The organism is Pseudomonas frigoris (assembly GCF_047758635.1).
GTDB lineage: Bacteria > Pseudomonadota > Gammaproteobacteria > Pseudomonadales > Pseudomonadaceae > Aquipseudomonas > Aquipseudomonas frigoris.
Genome location: NZ_CP180479.1, coordinates 5,499,311 through 5,523,995 on the forward strand (window position 1 = coordinate 5,499,311; position 24,685 = coordinate 5,523,995).

25 protein-coding genes are annotated in these 24,685 nt (G+C 60.0%); 10 read left to right on the top strand and 15 right to left on the bottom strand.

Annotation, left to right across the window (positions count from 1 at the left end):
* Window positions 1–73 precede the first annotated feature (73 nt).
* On the bottom strand, window positions 74–982 hold the full coding sequence (locus ACMXYH_RS25285; protein ID WP_415765312.1) for a LysR family transcriptional regulator: 909 nt from the start codon (window positions 980–982) through the stop codon (window positions 74–76).
* Between the two features lie 239 nt (window positions 983–1,221).
* Here ACMXYH_RS25285 and ACMXYH_RS25290 point away from each other — a divergent pair, with 239 nt between their 5' ends.
* Both ACMXYH_RS25290 and ACMXYH_RS25295 read left to right on the top strand, forming a co-directional pair.
* Window positions 1,222–2,457 (top strand): aminotransferase class I/II-fold pyridoxal phosphate-dependent enzyme, encoded by a 1,236-nt coding sequence (locus ACMXYH_RS25290; RefSeq protein ID WP_134418846.1) that lies wholly within the window; start codon window positions 1,222–1,224, stop codon window positions 2,455–2,457.
* A gap of 21 nt (window positions 2,458–2,478) precedes the next feature.
* Complete coding sequence (locus ACMXYH_RS25295; protein WP_415765313.1) at window positions 2,479–3,645, top strand: MFS transporter; 1,167 nt, start codon at window positions 2,479–2,481, stop codon at window positions 3,643–3,645.
* Here the strand turns inward: ACMXYH_RS25295 and yiaY are convergent.
* The gene (gene yiaY, locus ACMXYH_RS25300) at window positions 3,642–4,790 is read right to left on the bottom strand and encodes an L-threonine dehydrogenase (RefSeq protein ID WP_415765314.1); all 1,149 of its coding nucleotides are present in this window, start codon (window positions 4,788–4,790) and stop codon (window positions 3,642–3,644) included. The genes ACMXYH_RS25295 and yiaY overlap by 4 nt on opposite strands.
* Before the next feature lie 157 nt (window positions 4,791–4,947).
* Between yiaY and ACMXYH_RS25305 the strand changes: the two genes are divergently transcribed.
* Window positions 4,948–5,967, top strand: a complete 1,020-nt coding sequence (locus tag ACMXYH_RS25305) for a DUF4917 family protein (RefSeq protein WP_415765315.1) — start codon at window positions 4,948–4,950, stop codon at window positions 5,965–5,967.
* Between the two features lie 63 nt (window positions 5,968–6,030).
* Here the strand turns inward: ACMXYH_RS25305 and ACMXYH_RS25310 are convergent, their stop codons facing one another.
* The 3 genes from ACMXYH_RS25310 to ACMXYH_RS25320 form a co-directional block, all read right to left on the bottom strand.
* Window positions 6,031–6,375, bottom strand: a complete 345-nt coding sequence (locus ACMXYH_RS25310) for a YegP family protein (protein ID WP_134418842.1) — start codon at window positions 6,373–6,375, stop codon at window positions 6,031–6,033.
* Window positions 6,376–6,522: 147 nt separating this feature from the next.
* The gene (locus ACMXYH_RS25315) at window positions 6,523–6,822 is read right to left on the bottom strand and encodes a ribbon-helix-helix domain-containing protein (protein ID WP_415765316.1); all 300 of its coding nucleotides are present in this window, start codon (window positions 6,820–6,822) and stop codon (window positions 6,523–6,525) included.
* A 14-nt stretch (window positions 6,823–6,836) separates the two neighbouring features.
* Window positions 6,837–7,418: a DJ-1/PfpI family protein gene (locus ACMXYH_RS25320; protein WP_008152949.1), complete on the bottom strand. Its 582-nt coding sequence runs from the start codon at window positions 7,416–7,418 to the stop codon at window positions 6,837–6,839.
* A gap of 330 nt (window positions 7,419–7,748) precedes the next feature.
* On the opposite strand from ACMXYH_RS25320, the gene ACMXYH_RS25325 reads away from it, so the two are divergent.
* Window positions 7,749–8,639 (top strand): DMT family transporter, encoded by an 891-nt coding sequence (locus ACMXYH_RS25325; protein WP_415765318.1) that lies wholly within the window; start codon window positions 7,749–7,751, stop codon window positions 8,637–8,639.
* Window positions 8,640–8,731: 92 nt separating this feature from the next.
* Here the strand turns inward: ACMXYH_RS25325 and ACMXYH_RS25330 are convergent, their stop codons facing one another.
* The 4 genes from ACMXYH_RS25330 to ACMXYH_RS25345 form a co-directional block, all read right to left on the bottom strand.
* On the bottom strand, window positions 8,732–9,949 hold the full coding sequence (locus ACMXYH_RS25330) for a class I SAM-dependent methyltransferase (RefSeq protein ID WP_415765319.1): 1,218 nt from the start codon (window positions 9,947–9,949) through the stop codon (window positions 8,732–8,734).
* Between the two features lie 255 nt (window positions 9,950–10,204).
* The gene (locus ACMXYH_RS25335; protein ID WP_415765320.1) at window positions 10,205–10,822 is read right to left on the bottom strand and encodes a TPM domain-containing protein; all 618 of its coding nucleotides are present in this window, start codon (window positions 10,820–10,822) and stop codon (window positions 10,205–10,207) included.
* Between the two features lie 43 nt (window positions 10,823–10,865).
* Window positions 10,866–11,624: a TPM domain-containing protein gene (locus ACMXYH_RS25340; protein ID WP_415765321.1), complete on the bottom strand. Its 759-nt coding sequence runs from the start codon at window positions 11,622–11,624 to the stop codon at window positions 10,866–10,868.
* Window positions 11,625–11,667: 43 nt separating this feature from the next.
* On the bottom strand, window positions 11,668–12,279 hold the full coding sequence (locus ACMXYH_RS25345; protein ID WP_129441859.1) for a LemA family protein: 612 nt from the start codon (window positions 12,277–12,279) through the stop codon (window positions 11,668–11,670).
* Window positions 12,280–12,515: 236 nt separating this feature from the next.
* Between ACMXYH_RS25345 and bglX the strand changes: the two genes are divergently transcribed.
* Window positions 12,516–14,807: a beta-glucosidase BglX gene (gene bglX / locus ACMXYH_RS25350; protein ID WP_415765322.1), complete on the top strand. Its 2,292-nt coding sequence runs from the start codon at window positions 12,516–12,518 to the stop codon at window positions 14,805–14,807.
* Window positions 14,808–14,904: 97 nt separating this feature from the next.
* On the opposite strand, the gene ACMXYH_RS25355 is transcribed toward bglX, so the two are convergent.
* From ACMXYH_RS25355 to ACMXYH_RS25375, 5 genes are all read right to left on the bottom strand, one after another.
* A complete protein-coding gene (locus ACMXYH_RS25355) occupies window positions 14,905–16,062 on the bottom strand; it encodes a phospholipase D-like domain-containing protein (protein ID WP_415765323.1) in 1,158 nt (385 codons plus the stop codon).
* A gap of 1 nt (window position 16,063) precedes the next feature.
* Window positions 16,064–16,654 carry a YceI family protein gene (locus ACMXYH_RS25360; protein ID WP_415765324.1) on the bottom strand — a complete coding sequence of 197 codons (591 nt, stop codon included), beginning with the start codon at window positions 16,652–16,654 and terminating at the stop codon, window positions 16,064–16,066.
* 210 nt (window positions 16,655–16,864) lie between these two features.
* Window positions 16,865–17,194 carry an amidase gene (locus ACMXYH_RS25365; protein ID WP_415765325.1) on the bottom strand — a complete coding sequence of 110 codons (330 nt, stop codon included), beginning with the start codon at window positions 17,192–17,194 and terminating at the stop codon, window positions 16,865–16,867.
* On the bottom strand, window positions 17,191–18,285 hold the full coding sequence (locus ACMXYH_RS25370) for a serine hydrolase domain-containing protein (protein WP_415765326.1): 1,095 nt from the start codon (window positions 18,283–18,285) through the stop codon (window positions 17,191–17,193). The genes ACMXYH_RS25365 and ACMXYH_RS25370 overlap by 4 nt, the downstream gene beginning before the upstream one ends.
* A gap of 172 nt (window positions 18,286–18,457) precedes the next feature.
* On the bottom strand, window positions 18,458–19,345 hold the full coding sequence (locus ACMXYH_RS25375; RefSeq protein WP_134418831.1) for an acyl-CoA dehydrogenase family protein: 888 nt from the start codon (window positions 19,343–19,345) through the stop codon (window positions 18,458–18,460).
* 154 nt (window positions 19,346–19,499) lie between these two features.
* Here ACMXYH_RS25375 and olsB point away from each other — a divergent pair, with 154 nt between their 5' ends.
* Together olsB and ACMXYH_RS25385 are read left to right on the top strand one after the other, a co-directional pair.
* Window positions 19,500–20,255, top strand: a complete 756-nt coding sequence (gene olsB, locus ACMXYH_RS25380; RefSeq protein ID WP_008152922.1) for an L-ornithine N(alpha)-acyltransferase — start codon at window positions 19,500–19,502, stop codon at window positions 20,253–20,255.
* Window positions 20,255–21,046: a lysophospholipid acyltransferase family protein gene (locus ACMXYH_RS25385; protein ID WP_415765327.1), complete on the top strand. Its 792-nt coding sequence runs from the start codon at window positions 20,255–20,257 to the stop codon at window positions 21,044–21,046. The genes olsB and ACMXYH_RS25385 overlap by 1 nt, the downstream gene beginning before the upstream one ends.
* A 108-nt stretch (window positions 21,047–21,154) precedes the next feature.
* On the opposite strand, the gene ACMXYH_RS25390 is transcribed toward ACMXYH_RS25385, so the two are convergent.
* On the bottom strand, window positions 21,155–21,733 hold the full coding sequence (locus ACMXYH_RS25390; protein ID WP_129441843.1) for an ACP phosphodiesterase: 579 nt from the start codon (window positions 21,731–21,733) through the stop codon (window positions 21,155–21,157).
* Between the two features lie 154 nt (window positions 21,734–21,887).
* On the opposite strand from ACMXYH_RS25390, the gene ACMXYH_RS25395 reads away from it, so the two are divergent.
* The 3 genes from ACMXYH_RS25395 to ACMXYH_RS25405 are packed head-to-tail and all read left to right on the top strand — an operon-like array spanning window position 21,888 to window position 24,449.
* On the top strand, window positions 21,888–22,208 hold the full coding sequence (locus ACMXYH_RS25395) for an ArsR/SmtB family transcription factor (protein WP_129441841.1): 321 nt from the start codon (window positions 21,888–21,890) through the stop codon (window positions 22,206–22,208).
* Between the two features lie 3 nt (window positions 22,209–22,211).
* Window positions 22,212–23,378, top strand: coding sequence for an MFS transporter (locus tag ACMXYH_RS25400; RefSeq protein WP_046055779.1), 1,167 nt, complete (start codon window positions 22,212–22,214; stop codon window positions 23,376–23,378).
* A 21-nt stretch (window positions 23,379–23,399) separates the two neighbouring features.
* Window positions 23,400–24,449, top strand: coding sequence for an alkene reductase (locus ACMXYH_RS25405; RefSeq protein ID WP_415765329.1), 1,050 nt, complete (start codon window positions 23,400–23,402; stop codon window positions 24,447–24,449).
* The last annotated feature ends 236 nt before the right edge of the window (window positions 24,450–24,685 follow it).

The following is a 24,685-nucleotide window of genomic DNA, read 5'->3' on the forward strand; positions in this document are numbered from 1 at the left end:
CGATCTATGTCACACCGAAGATCCACTGTGGGAGCTTGCTCGCGATGAGGCCAGTCCATCCAATCGAGAATGATCAGACCTGCCCGCGCAACTGCTCAAACAACATCCGGCTCACCGGCGACAGTGCCGCTTCATCGCGTACCACCAGAACCAACGCACGATCCGACCAGTCATCCGTCAACGGCACCGCGTGCAAGCCCAGCGCCCGGCCAAACAGTTCATAGGCCTTTTGCGGCAGGATGCCGATGCCCATGTTGGCCTGGACCATCCGGCACATGGCGTCAAAACCCGGTACATGAATCCGCAGCCGCAGCACTTTGCCGGCCTCGCGCGCGGCTGCGTGGGTACGCATATTGATCGAACTGGCGGAATGCAGACCGACGTAATCGCTGCCCAGCGTATCGGCGAAGGCCAGGCTGGAACGACTCGCCAACGGATGATCGGGCAGCATCAACACCATCAGCTTGTCCTGTCGATAAAGCACGCTGTGCAGACCTTTGACGTCGCTGTCACTGGAGCAGATCCCAAGGTCCGCCACGCCATCGAGCACACCCTGAATCACCCCGCTGCTGGGGCGTTCTTCGAGGTCGGTCTTGACCTGAGGATGACGCTCGGAAAAGTCCCGCAGGTCTTCGGGCAGAAACTGAATGATCGCCGACAGGTTGGCGAGCATCCGCACATAGCCGCGGATACCGTGGCTGTGTTCGCCCAGTTCGAGCCCCATTTTCTCGACGTTGAACAGCATCTGCCGAGCATGGTGCAACAAGGTTTCACCGGCCGGCGTCAGGGTCATGCCCTTGGCCTGGCGCACGAACAGACTGATGCCCAGCGCTTCTTCCAACTCCATCAGCCGCTTGCTGGCCGCCGACACGGCGATGGCTTCACGCGCGGCCGCACGAGTCAGCGTGCCCTCCTCATGAACGGCGACAAACAGCTGGAGAGTGATCAGGTCGAGGCGGCGGATCAGGCTTTTTTGCAGCATGGAGGGCTCGATGACTTCTGTTCGACTGAGTCGGCAGGATAGCCCGGTTTCTACGCGACTCGGCAAAGCAATTAGCCCACAACATCACGAGGCATCGCCCTACGCATAAATCTCTTGTAACACTCAGCCATACCGGAAACAGCCGATTCAAAGCCTCCGCCGCGCTCTGTAAAGTCTGGAAACACACACGAACTGCAACAACCCCATGGATCGTTTCACTCAAGGAAAGTCATCTTCACATGGACCAGACAGCACACGCGGCAAACCGCTACACCAACTACCGCAAAGTCATTGCGTTGGCCGATCACGATTGGGAGAGCGCTGAAGCCGGGAAAATTTCGGGGCTTAACGTCGAAATCAAAAGTGCCAACCGAATGCTCGATCAGCACGGGCGCGCGTTTCATCATTTCTGCACGACGTCGTACCTAGGCCTGGATCACCATCCCGATATTCTCGACGGCGCCATGAATACCCTGTGGGAAACCGGCACCCTTCGCGTCGCCAACTCAAAGAACCGCTGCAAGCTGGCAATTCTGGAACAGTACGAAACCGAACTGTCCGAGTTGTTCGGCGCCAGTTGCCTGAGCACCTTGTCGTGCAGTGCGGCCAGTGCCGGAATCCTGCCGTTGCTGGCCAGCGGCGTGTTCACGGAAAACCGCCCTCCCGTGATGGTCTTCGACCGGTTGGCGCATTACTCGATGAATCACCTCAAAGCCGCCTGCGCGGATGAAACCACGGTCGTGACCTGCCCTCATAACGACATGGATTTTCTCGAGAAGCAGTGCCAGCAGCACCGCACCGTCGCGTATGTCGCAGACGGCGCCTACAGCATGGGCGGGGTCGCAGACCTGGACAGTCTTTTGTATCTGAAGGACCGCTATGGGTTGTTTCTCTACCTGGACGATTCCCACGCGCTGTCCGCCGTCGGGACAATGGGCGCTGGCCTCGTGCGCCCCAGGTTGCACGCACTGGAGGATGACTGCCTGATCGTCGCCTCGTTGGCCAAGTCGTTTGGCGCCAGCGGTGGTCTGGTAATGCTGGGCAATGAACGGCAGAAGAAGCTCATTGCCCGTTACGGCGGCCCCAGCAATTGGTCGCAAAGCCTGAACAGTGCAGCCATTGGCGCGGGCAGAGCGTCCATCCTGCTTCATCGCACACCGGAATTTGCCGCGTTGCAGGAAAAACTTCAGGTTAATATCCGGCTGTTCGACAGCCTCATACGCACCGATCAACACAACAGCAACATGGCCATTCGACTGGTCAACTGCGGCGAAGCAGCGCTGGCCAACAACATCGCCATGGAACTGGCCAATCACGGTTTCTTCACCTCGGCCGTGTTTTTTCCGGTGGTCGCACAAGGCAAGGCGGCCATCAGAATCACCCTGCGCGCCGACATGGAGCCGACGCTGATCCGCCACTTTTGTGAACTCATTACCGAGCTTTTACGCACTCAAGGCCGGGACATCGGCTGTTGAACTGAAATCAGGGAAGATTCAATGAAGAGCAGTACCACCCTCCTCGTCACCTGCTGCACGGTTTTCCTCGCCCAGTTGGGCATGAGCATTTACCTGCCGGCGCTGCCGGACATGGCCCGGGATCTGTCCGCCGCCGCCTCGCAGGTGTCCTGGGGGCTGGCGGTGTATCTGATCGGCATGGCGTTGCCGATGTTGTTCTGGGGCAGCCTGGGCCAGCGCATCGGCCGAAAACCGGTGCTGCTCGCCGCGCTGGGCATCTACGGGCTGGGCAATCTGGCCTTGCCCCTGAGCCAGACGCTTGAATCGTTCCTGGCGTTTCGACTGGTTCAGGGCATTGGCGCCAGCGGCATTTCGGTCATGGCCCGGGTGCTGATCCGCGACAGTTTCCGCGGCGACCTGCTTGCAAAGGCGTTGTCCTGGATTTCGATTTCCTTTGTGGTGGCGCTGGGGATCGGCCAATACCTGGGGTCGATCATCCAGGTGGCGCTGGGCTGGCCAGCGATTTTCTACCTGTTGGGTGCTGTGAGTCTGATGATGGGGCTGGTCGTGGCTCGGGTTACGTTCCCGGTGCTGGCCAAGGAGAATGTCCCGTCATCCGCCTGGCCGAGTTACTGGCGCATTTTGCGTCATCGCGCCTTTCTGCTGCCGGCCCTCACCGGCGGCCTTGGGTATGGGGTGATTGTCGCGTTCAACACCGCCGCGCCGCTGATTCTGCAAGGACCGTTCAACTGGTCGGCCGTGGAATACGGGGTGTTGGGTTGGCCGATCAGCGCGGCGTATTTTCTGGGGGCTTTGGCGGTCAATGGCTTTGTACTTCGCACCGGTCAACACGGGTTGATGACGGCGGGCGTAGGGCTGGTGCTGGCCGGCAGCGCGGTGATGTTGCTGGGGAGTTTGACGGGCACTTCAGTGGCGCTGCTGTTCTGGTTGCCCTATTGCGTTCCGGTGTTTGGCCAGTCTTTGACTTACCCGATCAGCCTGTCCCTGGCCAATGACGGTTCGCCGGTCGGCGGTGCGTATGCGATGGCGTTGAGCGGTTTCATTCATCAACTGATGGCTGCCGTTATCGGCGGGATCGCCAGTTTGATCGCGAGCCCGCAAGCATGGCCGCTTTCACTGCTGTGTACCTTGCTGGCGTTGGGCGCAATGCTCTGCGTGATGCTCGCGCCCGGTCGTAAAACTTCCTAAAAGGCGTTGCGGAAAATCTCCTCGATCTGACGCTGATCCGCTACGCGAGGGTTGGTCAGGCCACACGCATCTTTCAAGGCATTGGTGGCGAGGATCGGGATGTCGTTGAGCTTGGCGCCGAGCTCACGCAAACCGGCGGGAATTTCCACGTCTTTGGACAGACTGCGGATCGCCACGATGGCCGCCTGGGCGCCCGCTTCCGGGGTGAAACCGTGAACATCGGCGCCCATCGCAAGGGCGACATCGGTGAGGCGATCGGCGCAAACCAGCGCGTTGAAGCTTTGTACGTGAGGCAGCAGGATCGCGTTGCACACACCATGCGGCAAGTCGTAGAACCCGCCCAACTGGTGAGCCATGGCGTGGACATAACCCAGGGATGCGTTATTGAACGCCATGCCGGCGAGGAACTGCGCGTACGCCATGTTTTCCCGCGCGGCCATGTCACTGCCGTCGCGGACGGCCAGGCGCAGGTTGTTGCTGGTCAACGTGATCGCCTTCAGTGCGCAGGCATCGGTGATCGGATTGGCCGCCGTGGAAACGTAGGCTTCGATGGCGTGGGTCAGTGCGTCCATGCCAGTGGCAGCCGTCAGGCCCTTGGGCATGGCGACCATCAGCGCCGGGTCGTTGACCGACAGCAGCGGCGTGACGTTGCGATCGACAATGGCCATTTTCACGTGACGGGATTCGTCGGTGATGATGCAGAAACGGGTCATCTCGCTGGCGGTGCCGGCGGTGGTGTTGATGGCAATCAGCGGCAGTTGCGGTTGGGTGGATTGATCGACGCCTTCGTAATCGCGTATTTGCCCGCCGTTGGTTGCGCATAAAGCGATGCCTTTGGCGCAGTCATGGGGCGAACCGCCGCCCAGGGACACCACGAAGTCACAGCGGGTTTCTTTCAGCAGCCCCAGACCGCTCTCGACGTTGGCGATGCTCGGGTTAGGCTTGGCGCCGTCGAAAATCACCGAATCGATGTCCTGCATCGCCAGTTTCTCGGCAATCATCTTCGCTACACCCGCCTTGGCCAGCCCGGTGTCGGTGACGATCAGTGCCTTGCGAAAACCGTACTTGCGAATGGCGTCCATGGCTTCGTCGAGGCAACCGATGCCCATGATGTTCACGGAGGGGATGAAAAACGTGCTGCTCATGAGCGAGTCTCCTGGCTGAGGCCGAATCGGCAGCGCCGATCCAGCGGGTACCCACAGGATCGACCTATCGGTCACGCAGTAACTTGATCTGGCTCAAGTCTTGGTCGTGATAAAGTCGCCGCCCATCAAGACCTTTTGCTTTGAGACTTTGACCGCAATGACCGATTTCCAGGATGTTGATGCCCAACTTGAAGACTGGAACGCCTTGCGCGCCACCGCCTCGTTCAGCGGCCTGCTGGTGGGCAACGGCGCCAGTCGCGCCGTGTGGGACGACTTCGGCTACGACTCGCTGTTCGAAAACGCCCGCACCGTCGAAGAAAAACCCCTGAGCCAGTCCGAGCTGAGCGTGTTCGACGCGATGCAGACGCGCAGCTTCGAGCAGGTGCTCAGCGCGCTGAAAACCACCAGTCGGGTCAACAAGGCCCTGGCTGTGAGTTCCGCCGCACCACGCAATCGTTACTACGCGATCAAGGAAGCGCTGATCAACACCGTGCACGCGGTGCACATCCCGTGGCGGCTGGTGGTGCCTTCGACGCTGGCGGCGATCAATCAGGAACTGGGCCGCTATCGGACGGTGTTCACCACCAACTACGATCTGCTCAATTACTGGGCGACCCAGCACCAGCCTGATGCGATCAGCGACCTGTTTCAGGGTGCAGAATCAAGCTTTGATCTGAGCGCCACGGCGACCGATAAAACCCGGCTGCTTTACCTGCATGGCGGGTTGCATCTGGTGCGGAATCAGGACGGCACGGCGCGCAAGCTGATGTCGACCGAGGGCACGTTGCTCGGCAGTTTCGCGATCAACAACACGATCAAGACCCTCGACGACGTGCCGCTGTTCGTCAATGAAGGTCCGGCGCAGGACAAGCTGAAGACCATTCGCAGCTCGGACTATCTGTCGTTCTGCTACGACCAGTTACTTGGCCATGGCGACGGGTTGTGCCTGTTCGGTCATGCATTGGGTGAGCAGGACAGCCACATCATTCACGCCTTGCGCCAGGCGAAACCGCAGGTGGTGGCGATCTCGATTTATCCTCGCAGCAAGGCGTTCATTCAGCACCAGAAGCGGCACTACGCGAAGGTTTTTGAAGGAACCGGGAGTGAGTTGCGGTTTTTTGATTCGAAGACGCATTCGCTCGGCAGTCCGAAGCTCACAGTCCCGGTTGAGGTTTAGCGGCGACGCCGCTGACGCCATCGCGAGCAGGTTCGCTTGTATGGTAGGACTTGAAGGGAGGATTTAGAGCACCGGCAAGGTCTTGTCCTTTATCACCGTGGTCGGCCCGTTGGCCTTCACGCTGGCGATGCCTTTATCCATCGCGGCAGCGGAGGTGTAAGCCTCGCTGCTACCGATGATCTCGTGGTTACCGGCCTTGAGGTTGAAGTAAGGATGGCCATCCTTGGTGGTTTTCTTCTCGTAGCGTTCATCCTTCGGGCTGTTGCTCTGAACCGACGCGATGCCTTTGTCAGCGGCAGCGCGGGTGGTGTACAGCTCGCTGGTCAGAATGGTTTCCGCGTTGGCGGCCTTCAGTACAAATTTGAACTGACCATTGCTGCTTTTGCTCACTTCATACCATCCAGACATGCTCTTTCTCCTTGGCAATTGAGAGGTTTCGCGCTTCAGAGTAAAGACCACCTCAACCGCAAGATCAAAAAATCGCAGGCTTCGCCAGCTCCTACATGGGATCGCGTACCTCTGTAGGAGCTGGCGAAGCCTGCGATCTTTTGATGTTCAGGCCGACCGCACCACGCTCATCTGTGGAGGAGCAATCCGTCGCTGACTCAGATAGCGCGTACAACTGACCCGCAAAAACGAGGCGAAATTCACCACCTCGCCGCGGTAGTCCATCACCTCTTCATACAGCTTGGCGATCAACTGGTTGGTGGTCATGCCGTCGACCTCGGCGATTTCGCTGAGGATGTCCCAGAACTGATTCTCCAGCCGCAGGGTGGTGACCACCCCGCAGATGCGCAGCGAGCGTGAGCGCGATTCGTAGAGAATCGGATCGGCTTTGACGTAGAGCTCGCACATGGACAGGTCCCTCGTTACAGCGTGATTTTAGTGCCCAGCAACCCGAGGAAACCGGCGAGCCAGCTCGGGTGCGCCGGCCAGGCTGGCGCAGTGGCCAGATTGCCTTGTACGTGACCTTCCGTCACCGGGATATCGATGAACGTACCGCCCGCCAGGCGCACTTCCGGAGCACAGGCCGGGTAGGCGCTGCACTCGCGACCTTCAAGAATCCCCGCTGCCGCCAGCAATTGTGCGCCGTGACACACGGCGGCAATCGGTTTGCCGGCCTTGTCGAACGCTCGCACCAGTTCCAGGACTTTTTCGTTCAGGCGCAGGTACTCCGGCGCACGACCGCCCGGCACCAGCAGGGCGTCGTAGTCCTCGGACTTGACCTTGGCGAAGTCGAAGTTCAGGGCAAACAGGTGACCGGGTTTTTCGCTGTAGGTCTGGTCGCCTTCGAAGTCATGGATGGCCGTGCGCACGGTCTGACCGGCGGTTTTGTCCGGGCAAACGGCGTGCACCGTGTGGCCAACCATCAGCAGCGCCTGAAACGGCACCATCACTTCGTAGTCTTCGACGTAATCGCCGACCAGCATCAGAATTTTTTTAGCCGCCATGGGGAGGACTCCTCTGGGAAATACGTGGGCCTGCAGGAGTATTCAAGGTAGTCCTTATCCAGCGAGTCGGGTAATAACCAGCTACTACGACAACCTATAGTTGATGGTTGTACGCGGTCAGTGTAGGAGCTGGCGAAGCCTGCGATCTTTAAGCGATTTCGAAGATTGTTGAAGATCAAGTTCAAAAGATCGCAGCCTTCGGCAGCTCCTACGTTGCGAGCATTACTCGCAACTGTACGGATAACTCTGCACCTAGCTGTAACAGAGCAACGCCTCCGGTTTATGGCTAGATGAAGACTCTTCCCGCCACCCTCGATTCTGGTTGCCATCATGTCCTCGCGCGAAAACACCGGCATGGCCCTCGGCCTGCTCGGCGTTGTGATCTTCAGCCTCACCCTGCCCTTCACACGGATCGTCGTGCAGGAACTCCATCCGCTGCTCAACGGCCTGGGCCGTGCGCTGTTCGCGGCGGTTCCTGCGGCGTTGCTGTTGCTGTGGCGCCGGGAGACGTGGCCGACGTGGAAACAGGTCAAAGGCCTGACCCTGGTGATTGCCGGGGTGATCCTCGGCTTCCCGGTGTTGTCGGCCTGGGCCATGCAAACCTTGCCGGCGTCCCACGGCGCACTGGTCAACGGCCTGCAACCGCTGTGCGTGGCGCTGTACGCCGCGTGGTTGTCCCACGAACGACCGTCGAAAGCCTTCTGGGCCTGCGCTGCGCTGGGCAGCGCGCTGGTGCTGGGTTATGCGCTGATCAGCGGGGCCGGCAGCATTCAGGCCGGTGATTTGCTGATGCTCGGCGCGATTGCCGTTGGCGGCCTGGGTTATGCCGAGGGCGGCCGATTGGCCAAGGAGATGGGCGGTTGGCAGGTGATCTGCTGGGCGTTGGTGTTGTCGACGCCGTTGCTGATCGGGCCGGTGGTGTACCTGGCGCTGCAACATCAGGGCGAGATTTCGGCCAAGACCTGGTGGGCCTTCGGTTACGTCTCGCTGTTTTCGCAATTCATCGGTTTCTTTGCCTGGTACGCCGGGCTGGCGATGGGCGGCATCGCCCGGGTCAGTCAGATCCAATTGCTACAGATCTTCTTCACCATCGCCTTTTCGGCACTGTTCTTCGGCGAACACATTGAGCCGATCACCTGGCTGTTTGCCGCCGGGGTGATCGTGACCGTGATGTTGGGACGCAAGACCGCCGTGAAGCCAGCACGAGTGGCTACAGCCTGAAAATAAAATCAAAAGATCGCAGCCTTCGGCAGCTCCTACAGGGCGTACGCCGTCCAAATGTAGGAGCTGCCGAAGGCTGCGATCTTTTGCCGTTAACCCAAATAACCGTCGGAACGCAGCAGCGTTTCGAGGCAATGTTCGCTGATGTGGTAGAAATCCTTCAGTTCCTGAATCTTCACCAACAGCTGGGCCGGATCAACCGGCTCGGCACGTTTGACCGCCAGGATCATCTTGTTCTTGTTGGTGTGGTCCAGTGAGATGAACTCGAACACCTTGGTCTCGTAACCGCAGGCTTCTAGGAACAACGCGCGCAAACTGTCGGTGACCATTTCCGCTTGCTGGCCCAAATGCAGACCGTATTGCAGCATCGGCTTGAGCAGCGCCGGGCTCTGGATTTGCAGGCGGATCTGCTTGTGGCAGCACGGCGAGCACATGATGATCGAGGCGCCGGAACGGATGCCGGTGTGAATCGCATAGTCGGTGGCAATGTCGCAGGCATGCAGCGCGATCATCACGTCCAGCTCGCTCGGCGCGACACTGCGCACATCGCCGCACTTGAACACCAGCCCCGGATGCTCGAGCTTTGCGGCCGCGGCATTGCACAAATCCACCATCTCTTCACGCAGCTCGACGCCGGTCACAACGCCTTGGGCCTTCAAGGTGTTGCGCAGATAGTCATGGATCGCGAACGTCAGATAACCCTTACCCGAGCCGAAGTCCGCCACCTGAACCGGTTTGTCCAGCGCCAGGGGTGAGGTGGTCAGCGCGTGGCTGAAGACTTCGATGAACTTGTTGATCTGCTTCCACTTGCGCGACATCGCCGGGATCAGCTCGTGCTTGCTGTTCGTCACACCAAGGTCGGCCAGGAACGGCCGGCTCAGGTCGAGAAAGCGGTTCTTCTCGCGGTTATGCTCGGCGGATGGCACTTCACGCAATTGCTGAGGTTTGCTCTTGAACAGCGAAGACTTGCCCTTTTTGCTGTATTCCAGCTGAGCTTCATCCGTCAGCGACAGCAAATGCGCATTTTTGAACGATGCCGGCAAGAGTGCGGCGATGGTCGCTACACCCTCGGCCATCGGCAAATTCTTGGTGATGTCGCGCGTCTTGTAGCGGTAGACGAAGGACAGGCAGGGCTGATCCTTGACCGTCAGCTGCTTGATGATCAGCCGCTGCAAGTCCGCTTCAGTGCCGACGTACTTGGCCAGCACCAGTTTGATGAAGGCGTTCTGGTCAAGGCTGGATTGCAGCAGGTCGATGAACTGGGCGTGATGATCCGGCACGAGGCTGGCGGGAGTGGCGGTGACAGACATGGAAAAAACGGCCTCGGGCGGTGCGGATCGGGGAATGGCGGGTATTTTAGGGGGGATGTGGATGCAGGGCACGGGTAATTTCCCGAACGGTGCGATCTGTAGCAGCTGGCGCAGCCTGCGTTCGGCTGCGCAGCAGTCGCAAAATCGGTATGCATGGTTTGCCTGATTGACCGCAGCGCCTGAATTCACGACTGCTTCGCAGCCGAACGCAGGCTGCGCCAGCTGCTACAAAGTACGAGTCGTTGCCGAGGGCTTTTAGCCCAACACCACCAACCGATTCGGCAACTCATTCCTCACATGCGTCACCGGCACATGCACCTTGAGCAACTCGCCACACGCCTCCACACACGTCACAAACCCTTGCAACGTCTGCCCTTGCTTCACCTGCTGAGTAAACGCCGCAACAATCCCATCCCAGTTCTTGTTGTCCAGCCGTTTGGAAATCCCTTCATCCACCAGGATTTCCACATAGCGCTCGGCTTCGCAGACAAAGATCAGCATGCCGGTGCTGCCCACCGTGTGGTGCAGGTTTTGCTCCAGAAACTGCCGGCGCGCCAGGTTCGAGGCGCGCCAATGACGCACCGAGCGCGGAATCAGGTGCGTGGTGACTTTCGGAATGCGGAACACCAGGCACAGCACGATGAACGTAATCCATTGCACCAGCAGCAAACTGTGCAGGGTCAGCCAGCCCGTGAGGTAATGCACGATACCCGGCACCACCAGCGCCAGCAGGCTGGCCCAGAGCAGCGGGATGTACGCGTAGTCGTCCGCGCGGGCCGCGAGCACGGTCACCAGTTCGGCGTCGGTGTCGCGCTCGACCCGGGCTATCGCCTCGGCAACTTTGCGTTGTTCGTGTTCAGTCAATAAAGCCATGTTCACCAATGCCCGTTCGCTATTGTTATTAACTGCAGTGTTATCACCAACCGCCCGAGGAACCACCGCCCCCGAAACTGCCCCCGCCACCGCTGAAGCCCCCGCCTCCACCGCCGCCACCAAACCCTCCACCGCCGAACCCGCCGCTCGAACCGCCTCGACCACCGCCGCCGCCGCTAGGCAGGATCCCGAGCATCTGGCAGACAAACATCGTCAGGATGAACAGCATCACCAGAAACACGAAGATCCCCGGATGCCGTGAGACGAAGTCGCTTTCCTGATTGCCGCCAGAGTCATACACCGTGGAAGGCTCATCCAGCGGATTGCCGCCCAATACCACGAGCATCGCCGCGACCCCGTCGCTGATGCCCTTGCTGAAGTTACCGGTCTTGAACGCCGGGGTGATCACCTGATTGATGATCACCGAGCTTTGCGCATCGGTCAGCCGGTCTTCCAGGCCATAACCGACTTCAATCCGCAGCTTGCGATCGTCACGCGCAACGATCAGCAGCGCGCCAGTGTTCTTGTCCTTCTGGCCGATGCCCCAGTAGCGCCCCAGTTGATAACCGAAGTCCGCAATGTCGGTGCCCTGTAAATCCGGCAACGTGACCACCACCAGCTGCTCGCCGGTGGCTTTTTCATGGGCCTGAAGCTGTTGCGTCAGCTGCTCACGCACCGCTGGCTCGATCATCTGGGCGTTATCGACCACCCGCCCGGTCAGTTCCGGAAACTTCAACGCAGCCTGGGCCGTCAGGGCAAACACCCAGAGCAACAGCACCAGGCCAATTTTCAACACGCGCATGGGCAACCTCATCCGTGGTGACGCTTCAAATCCGTCCCGGTGCTTACTGGAACTTCACTTGCGGCGCTTTTTCCGCATCGGGGCTGGTAGCCTCGAAAGTTTCGCGGATCGGCAAATCGCTGTACATCACGGTGTGCCACAGGCGACCAGGGAACGTACGGATTTCCGTGTTGTATTTCTGCACGGCGAGGATGAAGTCCCGACGCGCCACGGCAATGCGGTTCTCGGTGCCTTCAAGTTGCGATTGCAGGGCCAGGAAATTCTGGTTGGCCTTGAGGTCCGGGTAACGCTCGGACACCACCATCAAACGGCTCAAGGCACCGGTCAGCTGATCCTGGGCCTGCTGGAACTGTTTGAGTTTTTCCGGGTTATCCAGGGTCTTGGCATCGACCTGGATCGAAGTGGCCTTGGCCCGGGCTTCAATCACGGCGGTCAGGGTTTCTTCTTCGTGTTTGGCGTAGCCCTTGACGGTTTCCACCAGGTTGGGAATCAGGTCGGCGCGGCGCTGGTACTGGTTCTGCACCTGGCCCCAGGCGGCCTTGGCCTGTTCGTCGAGGGTCGGGATCGTGTTGATGCCGCAGCCGGCCAGCAGCGTGGTCAGCAACATCAAGGCTGCAACCTGCAGGCTCGACCGATAGTGGTGTCGTACATTCATCTGGTTGATGCTCCCTTGCACATTCCGTTGAAAAACAACCTACGAACTTTGAAACCGGCTCTTGGGGCATAATCTGCCGCCGCCACTGGATTGCATCGAGCCAATGGGCTAAAAGATGCCCCAGCGCGAAAACACGCAGAAGTGTGCTGCATTTACCTGAACAACAATAGTCGCTCCCTAAATTTTGGCTGACCGGCGCGTATTCACTGCCGTTTAGGCTTTTGAGAAAACTATTCATGAAGAAGCTGTGTTTGCTGGGCCTGTTCGTCAGCCTGGCCAGTCATACCGTATTGGCCGCCACGACGCCCGCACCTCTGGAAAATAAGGACGCGTTCATCAGCAACCTGATGAAGCAGATGACCCTCGATGAAAAAATCGGCCAGCTGCGCCTGATCAGCATCGGCCCGGAAATGCCTCGGGAGCTGATCCGCAAGGAAATCGCAGCCGGCAACATCGGTGGCACGTTCAACTCGATTACCCGACCGGAAAACCGTCCGATGCAGGACGCGGCCATGCGCAGCCGGTTGAAGATCCCGATGTTCTTCGCCTATGACGTGATCCACGGCCACCGCACCATTTTCCCGATCCCGATAGCCCTGGCCTCGAGTTGGGACATGGACGCCATCGGCCTGTCCGGGCGCATCGCCGCCAAGGAAGCCGCGGCGGACAGCCTCGACATCACCTTCGCGCCGATGGTCGACATCTCCCGTGATCCGCGCTGGGGCCGGACTTCCGAAGGCTTCGGTGAAGACACTTACCTGGTATCGCGCATTGCCGGCGTCATGGTCAAAGCCTTCCAGGGCACGGGCGCGAACGCGGCCGACAGCATCATGGCCAGCGTCAAGCACTTTGCCCTGTACGGCGCGGTCGAGGGCGGTCGCGACTACAACGTCGTCGACATGAGCCCGGTCAAGATGTTCCAGGACTACCTGCCACCATACCGCGCCGCCATCGACGCCGGTGCTGGCGGGGTAATGGTCGCGCTGAACTCGATCAACGGCGTGCCAGCCACCGCCAACACCTGGCTGATGAACGATCTGTTGCGCAAGCAATGGGGCTTCAAAGGCCTGGCCGTCAGCGACCACGGGGCGATTTTCGAGCTGATCAAACACGGCGTTGCCCGTGACGGTCGCGAAGCCGCGAAGCTGGCGATCAAGGCTGGCATCGACATGAGCATGAACGACACCCTCTACGGCAAAGAGCTGCCGGGGCTGTTGAAGGCGGGTGAGATCCAGCAAAGCGACATCGACAACGCCGTGCGTGAAGTGCTCGCCGCCAAGTACGACATGGGCCTGTTCAAGGACCCGTACCTGCGCATCGGCAAGGCTGAGGATGATCCGGCCGACACTTACGCCGAAAGCCGTCTGCACCGCACCGAGGCCCGTGATGTCGCGCGTCGCAGCATGGTGTTGCTGAAGAACCAGGGCGAAACCCTGCCGCTGAAGAAAACCGCGAAAATCGCCCTGGTCGGTCCGCTGGCCAAGGCACCGATCGACATGATGGGCAGCTGGGCCGCCGCGGGTAAACCCGCGCAATCGGTGACGCTGCTCGACGGCATGACCAACGCACTGGGCGCGCAATCGACGCTGATCTACGCCCGTGGCGCCAACATCACCAGTGATAAGAAAGTCCTCGATTACCTGAACTTCCTCAACTTCGACGCACCGGAAGTGGTGGATGATCCGCGTTCGGCCCAAGTGCTGATCGACGAAGCCGTGAAAGCCGCCAAGGATGCCGATGTGGTGGTGGCAGCGGTGGGCGAGTCCCGTGGCATGTCCCACGAATCGTCGAGCCGCACCGACCTGAACATCCCGGCCAACCAGCGCGATTTGATCAAGGCCCTGAAGGCCACCGGCAAACCGCTGGTGCTGGTGCTGATGAACGGTCGTCCGCTGTCGATTCTCGAAGAGAAGGAACAGGCTGACGCGATTCTGGAGACCTGGTTCAGCGGCACCGAAGGCGGCAACGCCATCGCCGACGTGCTGTTCGGCGACTACAACCCGTCGGGCAAATTGCCGATCACCTTCCCGCGTTCGGTGGGTCAGATTCCGACCTACTACAACCACCTGAGCATTGGCCGGCCGTTCACGCCGGGCAAACCGGGCAACTACACCTCGCAGTATTTCGATGACACCACTGGGCCCCTGTTCCCGTTCGGCTTCGGCCTGAGCTACACCGATTTCAGCCTGAGCGACATGGCGCTGTCGTCGACCACGCTGAACAAAACCGGCAAACTCGACGCCAGCGTCATGGTGAAAAACACCGGCAAGCGTGACGGCGAAACCGTGGTGCAGTTGTACATCCAGGACGTGACCGGCTCGATGATCCGACCGATCAAGGAACTGAAGAACTTCCAGAAAATCACGCTGAAGGCCGGTGAACAGAAAGTCGTGCACTTCACCATCACCGAGGATGACTTGAAGTTCTTCAACACCCAGCTCAAGTTCGCTGCCGAGCCGGGCAAGTTCAACGTGGAGATCGGCCTGGATTCACAGGACGTGACACAGCAGAGCTTTGAACTGCTGTAACCCTTAAAGCAAAAGATCGCAGCCTGCGGCAGCTCCTACAAGATGTACATCATCCCAATGTAGGAGCTGCCGCAGGCTGCGATCTTTTGATCTTGCCCTACCCGCGTCGATCCAGCAGATTCACCACCAGCCGATCCACCCATCCCCAAATCCTTTGCTTCACTCGGCGCCACAGCGGCCGGCGTTGCCATGCCTCCAGGCTGACTTCCTGGCTCTGCGCAAAGTCCCTCTCGAAACTTGCCGCCACCGCACGCGTCAACCCTGGGTCCAGCGCCTCAAGGTTGGCTTCCAGGTTGAAGCGCAAATTCCAGTGATCGAAATTGCACGAGCCGATGCTCACCCAGTCGTCGATCAGGACCATTTTCAAATGCAGGAAACACGGCTGGTATTCGAAGATCGTCACCCCGGCCTTGAGCAATCGCGGGTAGTAGCGATGCCCGGCGTAGCGCACCGACGGGTGATCGGTGCGTGGCCCGGTCAGCAGCAAGCGCACATCGACACCTCGGGCGGCAGCCCGGCGCAGTGAGCGACGGACTTTCCAGGTCGGCAGAAAATACGGCGTCGCCAGCCAGATCCGCCGCTGGCCGCTGTTCAGCGCGCGAATCAACGATTGCAGGATGTCCCGGTGCTGGCGGGCGTCGGCATAGGCAACCCGGCCCATGCCCTCGCCCATGGACGGCACGCGTGGCAGACGCGGCAGGCCGAAATGCGAAGCGGGTTTCCAGGCGCGCCGATACCGGTTGGCGATCCATTGGCGGTCGAACAGCAACTGCCAGTCGATGACCAAGGGGCCGGTGATTTCCACCATCACCTCGTGCCATTCGCTGGTGTCGTCACCCGGTGTCCAGAACTCATCGGTCACCCCAGTGCCGCCCACCACGGCCATGCTCTGATCGACCAGCAACAGCTTGCGGTGATCCCGGTAGAAGTTGCCCACCCAGCGCCGCCAGCTCAGGCGATTGTACAAACGCAGCTCCACGCCCGCCGCCATCAAACGCTGGCGCAAGGTCAGGGTGAACGCGAGGCTGCCGTAATCATCGAACAGGCAGCGCACGCGCACGCCACGTTCGGCAGCCTGGACCAACGCCTGAACCATCGCCTCGGCACAGGCACCCGCCTCCACCAGGTACAACTCCAGCTCGACCTGCTCTTCGGCGCGGGCAATCGCGACCAACATCCGTGGAAAAAACTGCGGACCGTCGATCAGCAGTTCAAAACGGTTGCCTTCACGCCAGGGGAAAATCGCGCCGGCCATGTCAGCGCGCCGTGAAAATCAGTACCGCACCCACCGGCACCGACAAACTGATGGCCGACAAACCGGCGATCTTGCGCAAACTTTCCAGGCCGGGGGCCAGGTCGAAATCCGAGGCATTGATGATCAGCGGTTCGAGGGTCACCACCTGGAAACGCCGGTCATCGAGACGGGTTGCCAGCAGTTCGGCGTTGTATTCGTGTTGTTTGCCATGGAGGGTGACGGTCAGCGGCAGGCGCAATTCAAGTTGCGCGCCGGGCGCCAGATCGTTGATCGGGCGTAGATCAATCTGCGCGGTGATCAGTGCTTCGGGGAAAGTCTGGATTTCAAACAGGTCCTTGCGCATGCGTTCATCGCGCAGCGGGATGCCACTGTTGACCGAGTCCATCTCGACTTCCACCTCGGCCAGGCCTTTGGGATCGACCTTGCCGTGCAGCACCAGAAAGCGCTGCACTTCGGAGATATTGGTGTTTTTGGTGCTGATGAACGACAGCCGCGAGGACTCGCCATCCAGATACCAATCGGCGTGGGCCGACAGCGTGGCACCGGCCAGCAGCAGGAAGGCGAGGGTTTTGCAGAGGAAGCGGTTGAACATAGAGACTCGTGGGGCAGATAAACCTGCACGAACCTTAACCGCCCGTGAGCCAATTGCAAACTTGTGTAGCAGCTGCCGAAGGCTGCGTTCGGCTGCGAAGCAGTCGTAAATCCTGCATGCAAGATTCTCCAGACACACCGCGGTGTCTGATTTCACGACTGCTGCGCAGCCGAACGCAGGCTTCGCCAGCTGCTACAAGGACAGTGGTGCTCAGGGATTCAGGCGGCAGCCTTGGCGTTCACCAATCCACACGGCGCTATTGCTGCGGCCCATGCCGCTGACCGTCACGCGCTTGCTGGCGGTGTCATCAGTAAAGCCACTGGTCGGCAGCCACTGCTTCACATAGCTGTAGCAGTACTCGGCCGGGTTGTTCATCACATAACGGCACGAACAATATTCCTTGGCGGTGTAGGCGCTGATGATGTCCGGGAATGCCCACAGCGTCACGCGCTCCTGCCAGATCCAGCCGAGCAAGGCGATCAGCAGGATCAACAACAACGTGCTGAACGGTCGACGATGAACAAAGCTGCGACGCTTCATGGCTGCCCCTTCGCGGCAAATGCCTTGAGCGCGAGTTTGAGCAAATCGTTGTGCCGGTAACTTCCGTCGCGGTCATCGCCGTAGCGCACGATCACCAGGTTTTCGCCGGGAATCACGTACATCACCTGACCCCAATGACCCAGCGCGGCGAAGGTGTCGGCGGGTGCATCGGGCCATGGTTTTGCGGCGCCTTCCACCGCGCGGTTAAGCCACCAATGGCCGCCGGGCACAGCGTCGTCCTGATGGGCTTGATAGCGGGCGAACGGTTCGCGGTTGAAGGCGACCCAGTCTTTGGGCAGCAGTTGCCGGTCGCCCCAACGACCATCGCGAGCCATCAACAGACCGACTCGCGCGAGGTCCCGGGCGGTGAGATAGGTGTAGGACGAAGCGACGAAGGTTCCCGTGGCATCGGTTTCCCAGGCGGCGTGGCGAATCCCCAAGGGCTCGAACAGAGCAGTCCATGGATAGTCCGGATACTGGCTCGGGCCGACGATGGTTTTCAGCGCGGCGGACAACAGATTGCTGTCGCTACTGGAGTAACGGAATGCCTGACCGGGCTTGGCGTACTGACCGTGATTGGCGGTGAATGCGGCCATGTCCTGGTGACCGCGGGTGTAGAGCATCGCGACCACCGAGGATTTCAACGGCGCGTATTCATAGTCTTCCTGCCAGTCCAGGCCCGAGGCCCAGTGCAGCAGGTCGGCCATGGTCATCGTCGGGTGTTTTTCCAGCGGTGGATAAAATTTCTGCACCGGGTCCTGGAGCTTGAACAGACCTTCGCCATAGGCCACGCCGAGGACCGTGGCCATCAGGCTTTTGCTGATGGACCAGGTCAGGTGCGGGGTGTCAGCGGTGGTCGGGCCGGCGTAGCGTTCGTAGATCAATTGGCCGTCGCGGATCACCAGCAAGGCGTCGGTGCGGATGCCTTTTCGGGTGGCCTCATCACGGGGTGCAAAGGCGTAAGTCTCCAGGGCTTGAAGCGCCGGCCCGGTGACTGTCGGGCCGGTCGACCATTGTTCGGCAGGCCAATGCTCGGCGTGGGCCGTGAGGCTGAGCAGGAGCAGGAAAATGAGGGACAAGCCTTTGGACATGGTGGGGGCTCGGAAGGATGGACCTGCTGAGCCTAGTCGCGGTTGATGACAGTTCTGGAATTTGTGTTGCCAATGAGGCCGCCTTCGCGAGCAAGCCCGCTCCCACAGGGGAATGCATTTCAAAATGTGGGAGCGGCGGTGCGACGATTCGACTTGCTCGCGAAGGGGCCAGTCAATCCAGCGAAGATCCCGCGAGCGCCTTGGCCAACCGCTTCCCCCGCGCACCTGCCGCCAAATCCATCACGCCCTGATCACGCTGCCACATCGCGGCCCAATGCTGCGGGCCATCGGCCAGTGCCTGAGCCACCTCAGTCTTGAGCCCATCGAACTGCGCAAACAAGCCACCGAGCAATACATGCCCGGACGAATTATTCGGCGCCTGCCGGCTGACTTCCGCACACCCGGCCAGCAACGCCAGCAAACGCAGTTGCAAGGCTTGCGGCCAGTCGCTGTCCTGACCGATGCCGTACAGCCAGGCGGTCATGGCGCTCAGAACGTAAATGTCTTCAAGGGTGCGAAACGGTTTGATGTAAGCATCCCAGCCATCCCCCGCCAACAGTTCGCACTGAGCGTTATCGAGAAACAGCCGGCCATGGCTGATGTCTGGCATCAACGGGATCGCCGGTAACTTTTCCAGACGCACGCCCGGTTCATCGGGATAGACCACCGCCAGACTCAGACGCGGTTTTTCGTCAGGTGCTTCACTGCGAGCAGCAATCAGCAGCCAATCAGCGGCATCGCCTGCGGTGACAAAATCCTTGCGCCCGCTCAGACGCAAATCGTGCAGACGGGTCCGCATGTCCGCCACCCGCAGGCTGCGCTGTTCGGTCGCGCACAAGGCGCCGAGGCTCAGCGGCGCGCTCGGCCAGAGCATGCGCAACGCCGCCTGATAGCCCACCAGAAACGCCAGCCCCGGCGTCGACATCAAACGCCCGCCGGCCACCGCCAGTTCGAACGGCGTGACGTTGCCCAACTGGTGCAACAAGGTCGCGAACCCCTCGCCCAGGTCCGGGTTGGCGGGCAGACGATCGCGGCGGCGCAGCAGGTTTTGCCAGGGCATAAGAGGCTCCTCGTGGGCTGTCATATAAGCATCACCAAAGCTTCATGGCGATGACACCGGGGCTACATAGCCTGACTTTGCACAACACGGCTGCATAAAGAAAGTCGATCGGCTGCAACCCAAGACGGGTGACCGGCCCGTATGGAGATTCACAATGACTCAGATCGCCCGCATCAGCGACACCGGCAATGAACGCCGCCTGCAAGCCGAACGCCTGGTGGGCGCCGAGGCCTTGCAGGAAGCCCAGGCCTTGCGCTTCAACGTGTTCAGCGGCGAATTCAACGCCAAACTGAAAGGCGCGGAGCTGGGTCTGGACATGGATGACTATGATGTTCACTGCGCCCACATCGGCGTGCGTGACCTGAACACCGGACGTCTGGTGGCGACCACCCGTTTGCTCGACCACACAGCCGCCAGCAGCCTGGGCAAGTTCTACAGCGAAGAAGAATTCAGCCTGCATGGCCTGGTCCATCTGAAAGGCCCGATCCTGGAAATCGGCCGCACTTGCGTCGACCCGGCCTACCGCAACGGCGGCACCATCGCCGTACTCTGGGGCGAACTGGCCGAAGTGCTGAACCAGGGCGGCTACAGCTATTTGATGGGTTGCGCGAGCATCCCGATGCAGGACGGCGGCATCCAGGCCCACGCGATCATGCAGCGACTGCGCGAACGTTATCTATGTACGGAACACCTGCGGGCCGAACCGAAAAAGCCGCTGCCGAGCCTCGACATCCCATCCAACGTCATCGCCGAAATGCCACCGCTGCTCAAGGCCTATATGCGTCTTGGCGCGAAGATCTGTGGCGAGCCGTGCTGGGACGAAGACTTCCAGGTTGCCGACGTGTTCATCCTGCTCAAGCGCGACGAACTCTGCCCGCGTTATGCCAAACACTTCAAGGCGGCCGTGTGATGAGTCGGTTACGGGTATACGCGCGGATTGCGCGAGTGTTGGTGGTGGTGGCATTAGGTTTGAGCATGGCTGGAGTGTTTGGACTATTCGAGCGCTTGGGGATTGCTCATTCGATGGTCCGTCGCCAGCGCTGGTCGCGATTTTTCATGGCGCGCCTGAGCAATGCCCTGCCCTTTCGCGTGACCCTGAACGGTGAATTGCCGAAGGCGCCGATGCTCTGGGTCAGCAATCATGTTTCATGGACCGACATTCCGCTGCTCGGCATGCTCACGCCGCTGTCGTTCCTGTCCAAGGCCGAAGTGCGCACCTGGCCGGTGGCGGGCTGGTTGGCGGCCAAGGCTGGCAGTTTGTTCATTCGTCGAGGGTCGGGCGACAGTCAGTTGATCCGCAAACAGATGACCCGTCATCTGGAGCAGGAACATCCGCTGCTGATGTTCCCGGAAGGCACTACCACCGACGGCCGTTCGCTGCGCACTTTCCACGGTCGCCTGCTGTCTGCGGCAATCGACTCCGAAGTGAAGTTGCAGCCGGTGGCGATTCGTTATCTGCGCGACGGGAAGCTCGATTCGCTGGCGCCGTTCATTGGCGATGATGATTTGCTCTCGCACTTGATGCGCTTGTTTGCCCATGATCGGGGGGACGTGGAGATCCATCTGCTCAAACCGATCGCGTGTGAAGGTCGCGAGCGTGCAGCGCTGGCGTTCGAGGCGCAGCAGGCGGTGCAGAAGGCGTTGTTTGGGGCGATCCCGCAGGCACAACCGGAACCGCTGCGCCCCGCAATCGCGGCTTAAACACACATCCCCTGTGGGAGCGGGCTTGCTCGCGAAGGCGGTCTGTCATCCAACACTGATGTTGACTGATACACCGCCTTCGCGAGCAAGCCCGCTCCCACAAGGGGTTTATGTTGCTGGGTAGTTCTGCGCGAAGTCCTGAAGCTGCGGGTAGAACAATCTGAAGTCATCGCTCAACGGCTCATACAACACCCGCAATTCCTGCATCGCTGCGGCCAGCTCCTCCGGCCGCGTCAGCCTCCGTGATATCCCTCGCAGCACCTGCTCAAGCACCGCAAATTCCCGATAAGAACCCAACCAGTCATTGGCCACCATGTGCGGCGCGATCTGCGCCAGACGTTCCGGCAATTGCGCCTCGGCGGACAGCACCCGGTACACGCCCGAAGTGAACTGTTCCAGTGGCTGATCCGAGTAAAGCGTCCAGTCACGCGCCAGGCAATGGTCGAAAAACACGTCGAGCACGATCCCGGCGTAACGCCGGCGGGTCATGGAAAACCGTGACAACGAAACGTCCACCAACGGGTGGCGGTCGGTAAAGACATCGATGCTGCGATGCAACTGGATGGCCGCTTCGATCTCCGGATCGAACTGCCCTTGCAGCCGCCCTTTGACGAAATCGCCATAAAGACTGCCGAGCAATTGACCGGGGCGCTGGCCACCGAGGTGCAGATGTGCGAGATAGTTCATGCGCGCAGCTTAGCACTGCGTCATACATATCGTTATAACTCGATATACCGATTTGCACGGTCATCAGACCAAAATCATATTTGTATATCGCGAAGTACCGATTTAAAGTTCGCCCCATCGCGATATAGCGTTTTACTCATCACGAGCCCAAATCATGACCATCGACCTCGACGAAATAATAAAAGCCCTGGCACACCCAGTACGCCGAGACATCCTCATCTGGCTGAAAGACCCCAAAGCCCAGTTCCCGGAACAGATCCACAACCACGAGTACGGCATCTGCGCCGGACAGATCGACCAACGCTGCGGCCTGTCGCAGTCGACTGTGTCCGCCCATTTGGCGAACTTGCAACGGGCGGGACTGATCAGCAGCCAGAAAGCCGGTCAATGGCACTTCTTTAAACGCAACGAGGACGTGATCCAGGCGTTCCTCGACGCCATCGTCAAGGAGCTCAGCGCTCCGACCAGGAACTGAACAATGCCCCTCTCGCTACTCATTCTGGCCTTGAGCGCCTTCGCCATCGGCACCACCGAGTTCGTCATCATGGGCTTGCTGCCCGATGTGGCGGCGGACCTCGGTGTGTCGATCCCCGGCGCCGGTTGGCTGGTGACCGGTTACGCCCTCGGCGTGGCCATTGGTGCGCCGTTCATGGCACTGGCCACCTCCCGATTGCCGCGCAAGGCCGCGCTGGTAGCGTTGATGGGGATTTTCATCGTCGGCAACTTGCTCTGCGCAATGGCGACCGACTACAACGTGCTGATGTTTGCCCGTGTGGTGACTGCCCTCTGCCACGGTGCGTTCTTCGGCATTGGTTCGGTGGTGGCAGCGGGTCTGGTTCCGGCGAACAAGCGCGCTTCGGCCGTGGCATTGATGTTCACCGGCCTGACCCTGGCCAACGTGCTTGGCGTTCCGCTGGGCACCGCACTCGGTCAGGAAGCCGGCTGGCGTTCGACCTTCTGGGCGGTGACCGTGATTGGTGTCATCGCGTTGATCGGCCTGATCCGTTTCCTGCCGGCCAAGCGCGATGAAGAGAAACTCGACATGCGCGCCGAACTGCGCGCCCTCAAAGGCGCCGGGATCTGGTTATCCCTGAGCATGACTGCGTTGTTCGCGGCTTCCGTATTCACCCTGTTCACCTATGTCGCCCCGCTGCTCGGCGATGTCACCGGCGTCTCGCCCAAAGGCGTGACCTGGACCCTGATGCTCATCGGCCTGGGCCTGACGGTCGGCAACATCATCGGCGGCAAGCTGGCTGACAAAAGCATGGCCGCAACGTTGATCGGCGTCTTTATCTCGATGGCCGTGATCTCCACCGTACTGACCTGGACCAGCGTCGCGCTGATTCCGACCGAAATCACCCTGTTCCTCTGGGCCACCGCGTGCTTTGCCGCCGTGCCCGCCCTGCAAGTGAACGTCGTGACCTACGGCAAGGCCGCACCGAACCTGGTGTCGACCCTGAACATCGGCGCTTTCAATATCGGCAACGCACTGGGTGCCTGGGTCGGTGGCAGCGTCATCGCCCACGGTTTCGGCTTGACCAGCGTTCCTCTCGCGGCGGCTGCACTGGCGGTACTCGCCCTGCTGGTGACCCTGATTACTTTCCGTCAGAACGGTGATCCCGAACTGGCCCCTGCTACCAACTGATCTCTACAAGAGAGCTATTTCATGACGACTATTTTCGATCCGATCAAACTGGGCGACCTTGAGTTGGCCAACCGCATCATCATGGCGCCGCTGACCCGTTGCCGTGCCGACGAAGGCCGCGTACCAAACGCGCTGATGGCCGAGTACTACGTACAACGCGCCTCGGCCGGCCTGATCCTCAGCGAGGCCACTTCGGTCACGCCGATGGGCGTCGGTTACCCGGACACCCCGGGTATCTGGTCCAACGATCAGGTGCGTGGCTGGGCTAACGTCACCAAAGCGATCCACGGCGCGGGCGGCAAGATTTTACTGCAACTGTGGCACGTCGGCCGGGTTTCCCACGAGTCGTACCTCAACGGGGAAACGCCGGTTGCACCGAGCGCCATCCAGCAAAAAGGTCACGTTAGCCTGGTTCGTCCACTGGCCGACTACCCTACCCCACGCGCCCTGGAAACCGCTGAAATCGCCGACATCGTCGACGCCTACCGCGTCGGTGCCGAGAACGCCAAGGCGGCCGGTTTCGACGGTGTGGAAATCCACGGCGCCAACGGTTACCTGCTCGACCAGTTCCTGCAAACCAGCACCAACCAACGCACCGACAACTACGGCGGTTCCGTGGAAAATCGTGCGCGTCTGTTGCTGGAAGTGACCGATGCCGCGATCGAAGTCTGGGGCGCGGGCCGCGTGGGTGTGCACCTGTCACCCCGTGCCGATCTCCATGACATGGGCGACGACAACCTGTCAGAGACCTTCACTTACGTCGCTCGCGAACTGGGCAAACGTGGCATCGCCTTCATCTGCTCCCGCGAGAAAGAAGATGGCGACAGCCTGGGTCCACAATTGAAAGAAGCGTTCGGCGGCTCGTATATCGTCAACGAACGCTTCACCAAGGACAGCGCCAACGCCTGGCTGGCCAGCGGCAAGGCTGATGCAGTCGCCTTCGGCGTGCCGTTCATTGCCAACCCGGACCTGCCGGCACGTTTGAAGGCCGATGCGCCGCTGAACGAGCCGCGTCCTGAGCTGTTTTATTCCAAGGGCGCGGTCGGCTACATCGACTACCCGACGATATAAACTTCAACATTAAAATGAAAAAGCCCCGATTCGAAAGAGCCGGGGCTTTTTTGTCACCAACTATCCACAAATAAAACAATCACAAACATACAACATAAACCCAGACAAAAAAACCGAGCCTGCTTCTACTTAAAATATCCAGCAAACAATATCCAATCTAAAAACTTGCGGAACCATCCACAAAAAATCATTATCCATTCTGTCGACACACCACCTCACCAACAACAGCAACCTCT